Origin of the sequence: Fibrobacter sp. UWCM, from assembly GCF_900129735.1 — a bacterium.
Taxonomy (GTDB): domain Bacteria; phylum Fibrobacterota; class Fibrobacteria; order Fibrobacterales; family Fibrobacteraceae; genus Fibrobacter.
Window position 1 is genome coordinate 83146 of the sequence record NZ_FQWR01000004.1, and the last position, 13689, is coordinate 96834.

General features: G+C 55.3%; 7 protein-coding genes. 4 read left to right on the forward strand and 3 right to left on the reverse strand.

Annotated features, from left to right (window positions below; translation table 11 throughout):
- The first annotated feature begins 249 nt into the window (after positions 1-249).
- Complete coding sequence (locus BUB22_RS04105; protein WP_073114047.1) at positions 250-2700, forward strand: SpoIIE family protein phosphatase; 2451 nt, start codon at positions 250-252, stop codon at positions 2698-2700.
- On the opposite strand, the gene BUB22_RS04110 is transcribed toward BUB22_RS04105, so the two are convergent.
- From BUB22_RS04110 to BUB22_RS04120, 3 genes are all read right to left on the reverse strand, one after another.
- The gene (locus BUB22_RS04110; RefSeq protein ID WP_073114048.1) at positions 2697-5138 is read right to left on the reverse strand and encodes an excinuclease ABC subunit UvrA; all 2442 of its coding nucleotides are present in this window, start codon (positions 5136-5138) and stop codon (positions 2697-2699) included. The two genes, BUB22_RS04105 and BUB22_RS04110, sit on opposite strands and share 4 nt — an antisense overlap.
- Before the next feature lie 85 nt (positions 5139-5223).
- On the reverse strand, positions 5224-5859 hold the full coding sequence (locus BUB22_RS04115; RefSeq protein WP_073114049.1) for a hypothetical protein: 636 nt from the start codon (positions 5857-5859) through the stop codon (positions 5224-5226).
- The gene (locus BUB22_RS04120) at positions 5831-6844 is read right to left on the reverse strand and encodes a YihY/virulence factor BrkB family protein (RefSeq protein WP_072811254.1); all 1014 of its coding nucleotides are present in this window, start codon (positions 6842-6844) and stop codon (positions 5831-5833) included. The genes BUB22_RS04115 and BUB22_RS04120 overlap by 29 nt, the downstream gene beginning before the upstream one ends.
- A gap of 252 nt (positions 6845-7096) precedes the next feature.
- Between BUB22_RS04120 and BUB22_RS16610 the strand changes: the two genes are divergently transcribed.
- Genes BUB22_RS16610 through BUB22_RS04135 form a run of 3 tightly spaced genes read left to right on the forward strand, consistent with a single transcriptional unit; the run spans position 7097 to position 13610 of the window.
- Positions 7097-9982, forward strand: coding sequence for a rhamnogalacturonan lyase family protein (locus tag BUB22_RS16610; RefSeq protein ID WP_073114050.1), 2886 nt, complete (start codon positions 7097-7099; stop codon positions 9980-9982).
- The gene (locus BUB22_RS04130; protein WP_073114051.1) at positions 9982-11859 is read left to right on the forward strand and encodes a GDSL-type esterase/lipase family protein; all 1878 of its coding nucleotides are present in this window, start codon (positions 9982-9984) and stop codon (positions 11857-11859) included. The genes BUB22_RS16610 and BUB22_RS04130 overlap by 1 nt, the downstream gene beginning before the upstream one ends.
- A gap of 2 nt (positions 11860-11861) precedes the next feature.
- Entirely contained in the window at positions 11862-13610 is a 1749-nt protein-coding gene (locus BUB22_RS04135) for an SGNH/GDSL hydrolase family protein (protein WP_073114052.1), read from the forward strand.
- Positions 13611-13689 lie beyond the last annotated feature (79 nt).

Below are 13689 nucleotides of genomic sequence, written 5' to 3' on the forward strand. Positions count from 1 at the left end.
GTTCGCCTTCGCGAACATGACGAGTTTCAGAATCCTAACCACGGACCTTCGGCCCTAACCACTAATCACCAACCACTAACCAATTCTTTATGATTGCACTTTTTATCGGCGGTACGGGGACCATCAGCATGGCCATCACGCGCCTTGCGGTGGCCCAGGGCTGGATATAGTAACGATAATTTCTAGGGTGGCGGCGACAATCCGCCACTTTTTACATATATTTCTTAAAAACGTAAAGGGCAGGTTTCTATGGGATTCTACTTCCGCGGTCTCGCGTTCAAACAGACCATGATGATTCTTATAGTCGTCACGGTTGTCGTCGGCACGATTTTCGGCATCATGACGTCGAAGATGAACGGAAAACTCGAACAGATGACGATAGATAATGGCGAGCAGACTAGCGAAGCGAGTGTAACCTATATCAACTCGATTTTTGATGCCGCTAAGACAATCGGCGAGGAAATTGCCGCGAGGCTGGGCTCGCAAGAAATGACGCGCGAAGAACTCGACAACTACCTTCTGCGCTCCTTGGAAGTCGCGAGGAATTCCGTCCCCCAGATTATTGCGGTGGTCACGGCGTGGGAACCCGGCAAGGGCCCTGAAACCAAGAAGGGCGACTACATGAGGCTGGCCTACTTTGTTAATAACGAGAGCAAGCTTGTCGCCGGTGCCAACTACGATGTTCATGAATGGTACAAGAGCACGAGGGATACCAAGACTGCCCGCTGGCAGGAACCGTTTATCGGTGAATTTGTCCCGGAGCCTATCGCCGTCTATACGGTCCCCATATTCCGCAAGGATAAGGCGGGCGAGGATGTCCTGGTCGGTGTCCTTGCCATTGATATCTCGATTGATTTCCTCAAGGGAACGGTTTCCTCGATTCCGGTATCCAATTCGGGTTTTGCCATGATTCTCTCGTCGAAGAATGTCCCGGTTGCTTACCCGAAGGCTGTTGCTGGCGGGAGAACTGCTGACGAAATGAAGGTCAGGGAACTTGTCGGTGACGATCTTGCAGATTTCGATAGGAGCGTCAAGAAGACGAAGGGCCTTATCTTGGGTAATGTCGCAGGGATGGACGCGGCCATTTACTACACCACGATGACGTCGAACGACTGGACGTTCCTGGTTGCCTGGCCTGTACAGCAGTGGTACGAGGACCGTCAGGCCCTGTTTAAGCTTTTCGTTGGGCTTGCAGTGGCAGGCTATGTCATACTGCTTTTCTTTATGCTGTTCATCTCGTTCAGGGTGACCAAGCCGCTCAAGGATCTCGCGTTGGCGGCGAAGCGGCTCGGCAAGGGCGACTTCAATGTGGAAATTCCCAAGATTTCTGGGCACGACGAGGTGTCCGAATTCGCGGGTGCGTTCAAGAACATGCTGGATTCCCTCAAGAACTACGTGGAAGCGGAAAAGGACGTGAAGCGCATCGAGCGTGAACTCGATTTGGCGCGCGATATTCAATTGTCGATGCTCCCGGGCGAGGAACGCGAGGAAAATTCCGATGATGACCGCCACGAACTTTCGCAGTTCCTGCAACCGGCGAAGGAAGTTGGCGGCGACTTCTACGACTACTTCAAGATCGATAACGACCACCTGTGCGTTGTGGTGGGCGACGTGTCCGGCAAGGGCGTGCCTGCATCGCTTTTCATGATGGTTTCCCGAATCATGCTTCGCATTATGGCGAAGAACACGAAGAGCGTGGAAAAGACGTTTGCGTCTGCGAACTATGCACTTGCAAGGCGCAACAGGCTGAATATGTTCGTGACGGTTTGGATGGGCATTATCGACCTGCGCTCGGGCCGCATCGAGTTTGCGTCCGCTGGGCACAACCCGCCGGTCGTGCGCCACAGCGACGGTTCTGTCGAGTTTATTCCGAGCAAGTCCGGACTTGTCATGGCCGCCATGGAACATACCGTTTACGAGTCGCAGACCTTTGACCTCAAGTCGGGCGATACCTTGTTCATGTACACCGATGGCGTGACCGAGGCGACAAACAACAACGATGAACTTTTCGGCGACCAGCGCCTGTTGAGTTCCGTGAAGAAGGGTGGCGATTTGGGAACCTCCAAGATTTGCGGATTTGTCAAGAAGGAAATCGATACCTTTGTGCAGGGCGCCCCGCAGTTCGACGATATCACGATGCTTGCTGTGAAGTTTGTCGGTAACGACGAGCCCGTGTGGGAACGCTACGAGAAGACCGTTAACGTTGGTGACGGAAAGCGCGGCGAACTCAAGTCGTTCGTGGAAGGAATCCTCACGCCGATGGATGGCGAGAAGAAGATGCAGATGCGCGATGCCTGGCAGCGTTACGAGAAGATTGTGGACGTGATTCCCGAAAACCAGGAAGTGCTTACCACGTTCGTCGAGGGTATCCTTGCCCCGATGGACCCGTCCATGAAGTCGCAGATGCAGATTAACATCGCGATTGACGAAATCTACAGCAATATCGTGAAGTTCTCGGGCGCGACGGAAGTGACCCTGATTGTCGAAATCCGCAAGGCGACGCTCGAGGCAAGGCTCACGTTTATCGATAACGGTTCGCCCTTCGATCCGCTCAGGCAGGCGGATCCCGATGTGTCGCTTTCCGCGGAAGACCGCGAGATTGGCGGCCTCGGGATTTTCATTGTCAAGAAGACGATGGACAGCGTGTGCTACCGCAGGAACGGCGACCACAACGAACTTGCGATTACCAAGACGCTTTAATTTCTGCTGAGTTCCACCACGTAGTCGGCGGCGTTCACGAAATCCTGTGCGTGCTCGATGGCAATGACGGTATGGCCCGCTTCGGTGAGGCCATGGATAAGGTTGAGCAGGTGCTGGATATCCTTTTGATGGAGTCCGCGTGCGGGTTCGTCGAAAAGGAACAGCGTGTTTGGGGCTTTTGCACGTGCAAGCGCAATGGAAAGGCGCAAGCGGGCGCGTTCCCCTCCGGAAAGGTGCGTCGTGGTCTGCCCGAGTTTCAGATAGTCAAGTCCCGTATCCACGAGCGGTTTTAGTTTATCCGCAAACGGTTTAAGGTTCGTGAACAACTTGTAGGCTTCACCGACTTCCAGGTCGAGGATGTCGGCTATAGAAAGCGACTTGAAGCGAACCTCGAGAATCTCGTCCTTGAAGCGCCTGCCGAGGCATACGGGGCACTCCGATTCCTCGTAGCCTGCGGGGTCGAGAATTACGCCTTCTCCCTTGCAGTTTTCGCAGCGGCCGCCGGGGGCATGCGTCGCGAACTTGCTTGCGGTGTAGCCGCGCACCTTGCTTTCGGGGAGTTTCGCGAACAGGTCGCGCAGAATCGTGTTCAGGTTGATTGCCGAGGCGACGGTGCTGCGGCGGTTCCCGTGGAAGTCGCCCGTAGAAAGCACGGAGAGCGCCTGTATGCCGAGGTTGTCGAATTCGCCCCGGCTGGCGCGCGGGACCAGGTTCCTGAAGAACAGCGTGGACTTGCCGCTACCGCTTTGGCCCGTGACGACGCTGAACTTTTGTACCGGGAAGTGCGCGGTGACCGGCTTCATATCGAACATCGCAAAGTTCTCGATATCGATGGCCGGCATTCTCCTTTTCGATGTCTTACTCTGCTTGCTTTCTGTCATCCCCGACGCCTGTGCTGAGCGTTGCCGAAGCATGGTCGGGGATCTTTGTTCTTTGTCCAGCAATCGAATCCACGCTCCCGTAGGCGACTGCGGGTTCTCCAGCACATCTTTCGCCTTCCCTTGCAGCAGAATCTCGCCGCCTTTTTCTCCGGCGCCGGGCCCCATTTCTATTATCCAGTCGGCGCGTCTGATGAGGGCGGGGTTGTGGTCTATAAGCACGAGCGTGTTTCCGCGGGATTGCACCTTCTTGAGGACTTTCCAGAGGGCGTCGACATCGCTCTGGTGCAATCCGCTTGCGGGCTCGTCGAGGACAATCAGCAGGTTGTTCAGGTGCCCGGTGCTGAGGCTCGAAAGCCGAAGTCTTTGGACTTCGCCACCCGAGAGGGTGGCCCCTGCACGCCCTGCCGTAAGGTAACCAATCCCGAGGTCAACCACCGCCTGTATGCGGTCGGTAAGCGTGCGGAACGCGGGTATCTGTTTTGCGGTGAGTCGCGTGTCGAGCAGGGCGTGCAGTCGGCTTTCGAGTTCCGCGAAAGGCGTGCTTAAAATGTCCTGCCAGGTGGTGGATTCAATGCTGGCGTTCAATATACTCTTGTTCAGCCGGAGCCCGTGGCATTTCGGGCATTCCTCGCCGCCTTCGGTGGCCCGCGCAATCCCTGGGCCTGCATCTGCGGATTTGCTTTCGATGCTCCCGGTGCCGTTGCATTCGGGGCAGGCGCTCGTGCGGCTATAGGGCGAAAAGTCTTCGGGCAAAAGCGGTCTCATGAGCCCAGCCCCGTGGTCAGGGCATCTGGGTTGCGTGCTGTAGACCCTGCGCTCCCCGCCATTATCGAGCGTGAGTTCCCCGTGCGTGAGCTTCAGGACCCCGTCGACGGCCTCGGCTATACGGGTGCGCGTGTTCTCGCGGACAATCACGCGGTCCACCACGATGAAGAATTCTTCAGGGGCAATTCTGCGTTCGGATTCGGTCAGGTCTGCAAGCGAATAGCTTACTCCGTCGGCCAGTGCACGGGTGAACCCCTGCGCCAGGAACACCGCCGATAGCTTGTCGAGGTTGGGATTGGTCCCTGAGCTTGTCGAAGGGTCGATTCGCGCGAGGAACTGCAACTTGCTCCCCTGGGGCAAGCCCGCGATTTCGCGGATAATGCCTTCGCGGCTCATGCTTTCCATGGGCTTCCCGCAAATAGGGCAGGCGGGCTTTGCGTATGCCGCAAACAGGGCGCGCAAAGTGGAATCGCATTCCGAGATGCTCAGTGCGTAAGCCTTTGCGGGCGTCTCTCCGTGGCTTGGCCCTACGGCAAGGCTCGCGGGTAGCCCTTCGGCACTGTCTAGCGGGATTATCCGCCTCCCGCCGAGCAATTCCGCCGCAAACGGGGAGAGCGTCTCCAGGTAGCGCCGCTTGGATTCCCCGTGCAGGGTATCAAGTACGAGGGTCGACTTCCCGCACCCCGAGGGGCCGCAAACGATGGTGATGCGCCCCAGCGGGAACTGGGCATCCACGTTCTTTAGGTTGTGCAGGCGGCACCCGCGTATAGAAATGAAACTCGAACCGGCCACAAGTTACCCTATTGGTAATGTGAAATGTGTAATGAGTAATGTGGGATGTGTCATTTCACACCTCACATTTCACATCTCACATTGTTTACTCCCTAATGGTAAAGCGGAGTTCTCCGAACGGCGTGCAGAAGTCCATGTTCTCGAGGTTGTTCTCCTCGATGCCTGCGAACATGCGGTAACCGCCACCGATAGACACTTCGAGCATCCTGGTAATGCGGTAGTTGAAGTGTGCCGCCATGTCGGCCACGAAGAAGTAGTCCTCGGATTCGAAGCCCTCGTCGCCGTTCTCGAGAGCGTTCACGGCGCCGCCACCGACCCTGATGGGCACGGAAACGGACATCTGTTCATTGAAGCGGAGCGGGAAGAGTTCCACGAACGCGCCGAACGAGTTGTAGTTCACGAGCTGCTTCTGGGGCACGTTGTAGTTGCGCACGTCGCTGATGGTAGTTACGTACCACATGCCGGCCGAGAGCAACTTGCCGAAGTCAAGGCCTATGCGGAGTGCCATGAAGATAGTCCCATCGTCGGTGATCATGGAGTTTCCGCCACCGATGCCGATGAGGGCCTTGATGCCCCTTTCGGACTTTTCCTCGGTGGGGGCGTTCGAATCGCCCATGCCCGCCAGTTCGGCAAAGCTTGTTCCCGAGAGCGAAAGCACCAGCGCAAGCGCGAAGGCGAATTTCGCCGTGAATCTACTTCTTTTCTTCGTTCCGTTGAGCATTGTGGATGTCCTCCAGGGTTGCGTTCCAGTTCCATTTCTTTTCAGACGATTCCGGCCAGTAGCAGATGGTCCACACGAGGCTGTTGCCGCACAGGATAATCGACCACACGCCAAAGAGCAGGAACAGGAACAGCGGGATAAAGGCAAGCGAGCCGTAGAAGATGGACATGCGGGTGACCATCGCTGTCTGGATGAGCATGAGGATCTTCACGTAGATATTGATGCAAATCCATGCGATGATGGTCGTCATGAGCGAGTAGCCGAACAGCTTGCGCTTGCGGTAGGGGGGCGCCTTGCCGGTTTCGCGCTGCCGCAGGCTCCTTGCGGGCAGGGCATAGAGCATCAGGAATATGAGGAGCATCGCCGCGGTGTGGAACGCGATGTACCAGAACGCCGTGATGAGAATCTTGAGCAGCTGGGGCGAAAAGTGGAAACCGTCCACGATAATCATGGTGAGCACGTCCTGCACGTGGTTCACGAATCCCGCGAACATCCCGATAAAGCCTGCGAATATAAGCAGGAAGGGGGTGTAGACCTGGATTTGCCGGATGACGGTGCGCGAGGTCTTGACCTCCCACACCACGTTGAAGTTCGTCTCGAGGCTCCCGAAGGCGAGGATGAACGTCACGAAGAGGCCTAGGGCGCCGATAAACCCGAGCTTTCCGATGGGGATATGTTCCGCGTTCTCGACGATGTTCTGGACTTGCTCGGTGGGCCAGTCCAGGTTGAGCATGTCGAGCAGTATGGGCAGGTAGTCCGACACGAATCCGCCGAACCCGACGGCGAGGGTGATGGAGGTGAGCAATATGAGCAGGGGGACGACTGCGACCAGGGTGGTGTAGGTGAGGCTTGCCGCGCGGGTCATTCCGTGGTAGTACAGGAACGACTTCCCGGTCACGACCATGACCTTTACAAAGGAGGGGGAACGCTCTGCAATAGAGTCGAAAAGCCTCTCCCAAGAAAAATTCTTCCACCAATCCGGCATGCCCCCAATTATAGAAAATGAATGGGCCGGTGCGGAATATCGACTAAAAACGGCTCCTGTGTCCACGTTTTTACACAAAAATGTAGACTTTTTAAACTTCGTGTAATCTAAAAATGTGTTAAAAATTGAAAATTTTACAAAAATATGTAGACTTTTAAAAATTTTTAATATATATTTAACGATGGTGCCATGTGCCCTTTTGGGGTGTATGGGTGTATATTTATAAAAGACAACGCAAGAAATGGAGTTGTTATGGGTATTGGAACGAAAACTTCTGTGATGTTGGCCGGGGTGCTTGCTTTTGGGCTCTCCGTTCCCTCTTTCGCGGCGACCCGCCAGATGGAAAAACTTTCGCGAGGTCTTGCCGTTGCGAACACGGGCAAGGGCATGCTTGTGAGTTGGCGCCTCTTGGGCACCGAGAATCCGGACACGGAATTCAACCTTTACCGCGACGGAACGAAAATCGCCACCATTGGAAAGACTGCTGGCACGAACTACCTGGACGCTGACGGCAAGACGACTTCCAAGTACACGGTTGCCGCAGTGGTTGGCGGCAAGGAGGGCAAGGCGGAAGGCGCACTTATCGTGTTGGACCAGAACAGCAAGGGGTTCCCGTATAAGACCATCAAGGGGCTCAATGTGCCCAAGGACCAGACGATGCCGGACGGTTCCACATGCAGCTACAGCCCCAACGACATGAGCGTGGGTGACCTGGATGGCGATGGCGAACTGGATTTGGTTCTCAAATGGGATCCGAACAATTCCAAGGACAACTCCCAGTCGGGTTACACGGGATCGGTGTTTATTGACGGCTTGAAGATGGATGGAACCCTCCTGTGGCGTATTGACCTCGGCAAGAATATCCGTGCCGGCGCCCATTATACCCAGTTCATGGTCTATGACCTGGATGGTGACGGAATTGCCGAAATCGTGATGAAAACTTCGGATGGAACGGTCGACGGCAAGGGCAAGGTCATTGGCGACGGTTCCAAGGATTACCGCTCCTCTTCGGGAACGATCATGACCGGTAACGAATACCTGACGGTGTTCAAGGGAAATACCGGCGAGGCAGTCCATACGATTAACTATTGGCCCGCCCGTGGAAAGATTTCGGGGGATACCTACGGTAACCGCGATAACCGTATGCTGGCGGCGATTGCCTACCTCGACGGGGTCCATCCGAGTGTCATTATGAGCCGCGGATACTATACCGAATTCTTTGTGGCCGCCTATGACTTTGACGGCAAGGAACTCAAGACTCGCTGGCAGCACAGTTCCGACAAGAAGGGGCAGGGACTTTATGGCGAAGGTAACCACAACCTTTCCGTTGGCGACCTGGATGGCGACGGCTTTGACGAAATCGTTATGGGGGCTGCCGCACTCAATCATGACGGTACGCTCCGTTACCGTACTGGCTTTGGCCATGGCGATGCGATGCATCTTTCTGATATGGATCCTGACCACCCTGGTTTGGAAGTCTATGATGTTCACGAAGAAAAGCAGAACGCTTATAGTGAAGAATTCCGCGACAAGGATGGCAAGGTCATCTGGGGAACGACTCAGACTCAGGCTGGGAATGTGGACAATGGTCGTGGCATGGCTGCCGATGTCGATTCCACGAATCGTGGCTTCGAAATGTGGTCGGGTACTAGCGGTGGAATGCGTACCGTGAAGGGGACTCTTTTGAATGAGACTAAGCCCTCGGTCAATTTCCGCATTTACTTTGACGGTGACCTGCAGGATGAACTGCTGGATGCCACGGGCAGTGGCGGCAGCGGAGGAAAGATTGAAAAGTGGAATTCCAGCAAGAAGACCGTCGATCGCTACTTCAGCTTCTATGAAGTGAATAGCTCGACTCTGAACAACTACACCAAGGCGAATCCCTGCATTGTGGCAGACCTGTTTGGCGACTGGCGCGAAGAATTCATTGCGCGTTCCAGCACGGATCCTTCGACGATCACGATTTTCCAGACTCCCGTAACGACTCCGCACAGGCTCTACACGCTGATGCATGACCCGCAATACCGCGTGAGTGTTGCCTGGCAGAATGTTGCCTATAACCAGCCGCCCCACGTGAGCTATTACCTGCCCGACATGGTGAAGAATCTGAAGAAACCCGACATTTACATGCTCGGCACCGAAGGTGTCGCGGGCCTCGCTCCTTCTATTTCGAAGGTGGGCGATGGGCTTGAAAACCAGGGAATCCTGCTGGGTAATGCAATCGAGAGCTTCGGCTACAAGTTTATCGGCTGCGACGGCGTGAAGGTGACTGGACTCCCGAAGGGCGTGACCGCGAAGGTAGAGGGTTCGACTGTGACCATTTCGGGAACTCCGACGGAAGCGGGCGTATTTGCCTACACCGTTGTAACCGAAGGTGGTGAGGGTGATGCCGCGTCTGCGAAGGGTGTGCTCTCTGTTGCTGCTCCGGGAAATGCTGAAGAGGTTGCGACGAAGAAGGAGGCCTCCAAGGTCGATGCTTCTACGCCGGATGCGGGAATCGGCTGGTCCGAGACGACCAATACGGGCTTTGTCGAGAAGGGATACTTCAACTTCGACAATTCCACCGCAAGCTACGGGACATGGAACCTGCATTCCGAACATACTGCTTCTACCACCATCAGCATCCGCTTTGCAAACGGTGGCAGTGCCGCACGCGATATGGAACTTGTGGTGAACGGAGTCAAGGTAGGGACAGTCTCTATGGATGCGACCGGCGGCTGGACGACTTGGCTTACGACCGATGCGAAGATTGATTTGGCGAAGGGACTCAATACGATTACGCTCAAGTCGACGACTGCCGATGGTGGCGCGAATGTGGATATGTTCTACTTCGATATCGAAGGCGTGAGCGCCTATGCGGGCCAGGTCGACGAGCAGACCACGATAAAGCCTGTTGCAGCTTCTGTGCGTGGAATGGTATTCAACCCCTCGACGGGTGTGTTGTACACCCCGAAAGCAGGCCTTGCTGAAATTTACTTCTACGACATGTCCGGTGCGATGCGCCTGGGCGTTTCCAGGAACGTGACTGCTGGCGCGACCTCGGTTGCATATGATCGCGAACTGCTCCCGAAGGGCATGTACGTGGTGAAGGTGAAACTTGACGGCAAGCTTGTCGCCGCGACGAGGATGGTAAAGTAATGGGCGCTTTCTCTAAAATCTGGCAGTCTGCCGTAATCGCCTCGATGCTTGCCGCTCCCGTGGCGCTTGCGAAGGTGACCATCTACATGTGTGGCGACTCCACCATGCAGGACTGGAACGAAGGCTACTATCCCAAGCAGGGTCAGGGTCAGGATTTCCATTACTGGTTCGACCCGACCAAGGCGGCGGTGGTGAACCGTGGCCAGGGCGGTATGTCTCTCGGTGGCGGTGGTCTTGACAAGAAGGGTAATACCGCTGTCGGCTATTACGATATGTTCTTCAAGAGGGGGTGTTCTGCCGGTAATTGCATTGCCGAAAAGTTGCAGGCGGGCGATTACGTCGTAATCCAGTTCGGAATCAATGACGTGAACTACAGTACCGAGGATTTCTTCGCTTCCAACATGAAGAAGATGGTAAGCGATGTCCGCGCGAAGGGTGCATACCCGATTATCATGAGCCCGATTCGCCGCCTGTATTACGATTCCCCGACGCAGATTCATAACAGCTACCGCGGTTATCCGGCGCTCAACAAGAGCCTCGCCGAAGAACTCAACGTGCCGTTTATCGACATGAGCGAGATGGTCGCGAACTACATGATTTCGGTGGGCGAGCAGTATGCGGCTCAGTTCATCTTCAACTATGCGACCACGGCTGAATACAGCAATCTTGGCAGTGACCAGACGGACCAGGTGCACTTGCAGATGAACGGTGCGAACGCATTCGGGCGTATCATTACCGAACAGATGCGTGCGCATACGGACCCGATTGTGAAAAAGCTCGGGGACTACATGGCTCCCATGTACCAGGTGGATGTCAAGGTGAGCCCCGAAGGTGCTGCCGATGCGACGTCCCTCGGTGCGTATTACCCGCAGGGAATGACCGTGATGCTCAAGACCATGCCGAAGAGCGGCAAGAAATTCCTCGGCTGGTACGACGGCAACGGCAACAAGGTGGGGGCACCGAGCCGCTCCAATGTGAAGTCTCCCTACATCCATACGTTCGTGATGGGCTCTGCCGCAACGCAATATACTGCGGTTTATGAGGGCGGTACGGCGCAGAAGTATACCGGTGACGGCAAGGCGTTGACGGCTTTCCCGACGACGACTCCGAAGAGCCTTGCCGATGTGACTTTTGTTCCGTTTACTCCGATTGAAGGTACCGAGCAGATTGATGTCGAGGTCGACAAGAACATCAAGAAGTTCTTCGATGCCTATAGTCCCGATACGGGCGTCGGCTACAAGGAAAACAACTGGACCGGCTTTATGGGCGATGGCTTCTTCAATCTCGAAAACTCGCAGACGTCTTTCGCTTCTTACAAGGTCAAGTTCCCGGCGGCGGGTTACGTGACTCTTGCCGTGCGCTACGCCAATGGCGGAAATACGGACCGCATGTTCAATGCCTATCTGGACCACGACTACCTCGTGAGTGCGCCGCCTACGGGTGCCTGGGACAAGTGGGATACGGCCTACGTGGTGATGGATGCCCCGCAGGGTGAAACGGAACTCAAGATTATGTCGCTTACGAGTGACGGAGCTCCGAACATAGATGCCTTCGGGTTCAGCCTTGCAGGCGTTTGCCGCGTGAGTGAGGGCTGCCCCGAAGTTCAGGATTCGACTAAGGATACGACTGATACGTCGACGACGGTTCTGCGCGGCGTGGCCGCAAATGCGGGAGTACAACTCCGTGGCAGCGTGCTCTCTCTGGTGCGTGATGCCGACGTGAGCGTGTTTGACATGCGTGGCCGCCTGGTAATGCGCAAGACCGCTTCTGCGGGCGAAATGAATTTGTCCGAAACTGTGCGCACGACGGGTCTTTACCGCGTCGTTGTTCGCTCGGGTAGTGAAAAGTTTAACGCAAACTGGGTCAAGGTGAGGTAGATATGAAGGGAGTGTTTAAATTCCTCATCGCCGCTGCCGTGTTTGCGGGTGTCGCCGTGAGCGATTCTACGAGTTTTAAGGTCCACGTGATTGGCGACTCTACGGTCTGTAACTACAAGAATAGCGCCTACCCGCAAACGGGCTGGGGGCAAATCCTGGGGAGTTTCTTTGACGGTTCCCGCGTTCAGGTGGTGAACTACGCTATCGGCGGTCGCAGTTCCAAGACGTTCGTGCAGGAAGGCCGCCTGGATGAAGTCAAGAAGAATCTCCAGAAGGGCGATATCATGATGGTCCAGTTCGGGCATAACGACCGCTATTTTGGAAGTAAAGCTCGCGAGGTCCCCTTTGATTCGCTTGGCTACTGGCTACAGCAGTATGCTGATGTGGCTAAAGGTGCGGGCGTTACCTTGGTATATGTGACCCCGATGAACATGAATATGGGGGCGAATGGCCGCAACATCTTTACGGAATACAACGTTGTCGGCAAGATGGAAGAACTCGCCAAGAAAAACGGCGCCGTCTACGTGAACCTGAACGCGAAATCCTACAACGCCTACAGCAAGAGCTGGGACCCGGCGTATGTTTCCCGCTACCAGTTCAAGATGTTCCTGAAGGGAGAATACCCGAATTACCCGGATGGTGTCACTAACGATGGAACGACGCACTTCCAGGAATCGGGCTCCATTGCTCACTGCCAGTGGATTGCCGAGGAACTTGAAAGCGCCCTGAAAAATGAATCGTACATCTCTGCCGACAACAAGGCGAACCTGACGCAGCTCGTGTCTGCCCTCAAGCCGCGCTACGCATTTACGGTCAAGGCGAATATTTCGAACAGCAAGGGCCTCATTACGCATAACCAGCAACTCCCTGGTGGCGCTCCGCTTACTTTGCATGTAAGCCCAGGTAGCTTTGGCAAGAAGTTCGTTGGCTGGTACGATGACGACTGCAATAAGCTTTCTGCCGATTCGAACTACTACGGGAAAAAGACCCTCTACCGCGCTGCGACCTATACGGCTGTCTTTGACGGAGGGCCCGCCTGCCAGCCGACTTCGCACGGCGAAGAAAAATCTCTCGATAGCCCGACATCTTCCAGCTCCGCTGGGCCTGAATCGTCGAGTTCGTTTGACCCGAAAATTTGTTTTGACGGTGTTGCTGACGAAGCCTGGCCTTCTCCGATTGACATGGCTAACCCCGAAGTGGGTGATGGCTGGACCGAGGCGAATCATGAAGGCTATACGGGCCAGGGATTCTTCAACTTTGACAATTCGGCCTACAGCACGGCTACTTACAATGTGACCTCGGACCAGTCTGCATCGAACGCCCGCGTAATGATTCGCTACTCGTTCGTAGGTAATTCTGATCGAGACATGAAGGTGACTGTTGATAACGGTGAGTACGACGTGACGTTCAAGTCGACCGGAAGCTGGGACAAGTGGGATACCGCCTATGTCGAGGACGTTTGGGTGGATGCGCTTGACTTTAAGGTGAAACTTGCCTCTGCCTCGGCAGACGGTGGACCGAATATCGACATGATTGCCTTCGACATCAAGGGCGTGTACCGCACCGGATGCAGCCCTGCGAAGGTGAAGGGCGATGTAGAATCGTCTTCGAGTGGAACGGATGCGATTGTGAAACGTCCGACGGATGTTCCTGCGGTTCGCGATGGCCGTCGCTTCAACGCTCTCGGACGCATAGTTCCCGGCACGAACTCGCATTCCAAACTCCCGAAGGGGCGATACTTCGAACGCTGATATTGGGTGGGCCGGTGCAATCTTTGCGCCTGCTCACACTTTTATTGATTGTTGACTTTTTTATACTGCGAAGTGTGGA

What these genes read in the sequence shown, in the direction of transcription:
- BUB22_RS04105 (WP_073114047.1), top strand. Translation starts at nt 250, where the DNA reads ATGGGATTCTACTTCCGCGGTCTCGCGTTCAAACAGACCATGATGATT.
- BUB22_RS04115 (WP_073114049.1), bottom strand. Translation starts at nt 5,859, where the DNA reads ATGCTCAACGGAACGAAGAAAAGAAGTAGATTCACGGCGAAATTCGCC.
- BUB22_RS04120 (WP_072811254.1), bottom strand. Translation starts at nt 6,844, where the DNA reads ATGCCGGATTGGTGGAAGAATTTTTCTTGGGAGAGGCTTTTCGACTCT.
- BUB22_RS16610 (WP_073114050.1), top strand. Translation starts at nt 7,097, where the DNA reads ATGGGTATTGGAACGAAAACTTCTGTGATGTTGGCCGGGGTGCTTGCT.
- BUB22_RS04130 (WP_073114051.1), top strand. Translation starts at nt 9,982, where the DNA reads ATGGGCGCTTTCTCTAAAATCTGGCAGTCTGCCGTAATCGCCTCGATG.
- BUB22_RS04135 (WP_073114052.1), top strand. Translation starts at nt 11,862, where the DNA reads ATGAAGGGAGTGTTTAAATTCCTCATCGCCGCTGCCGTGTTTGCGGGT.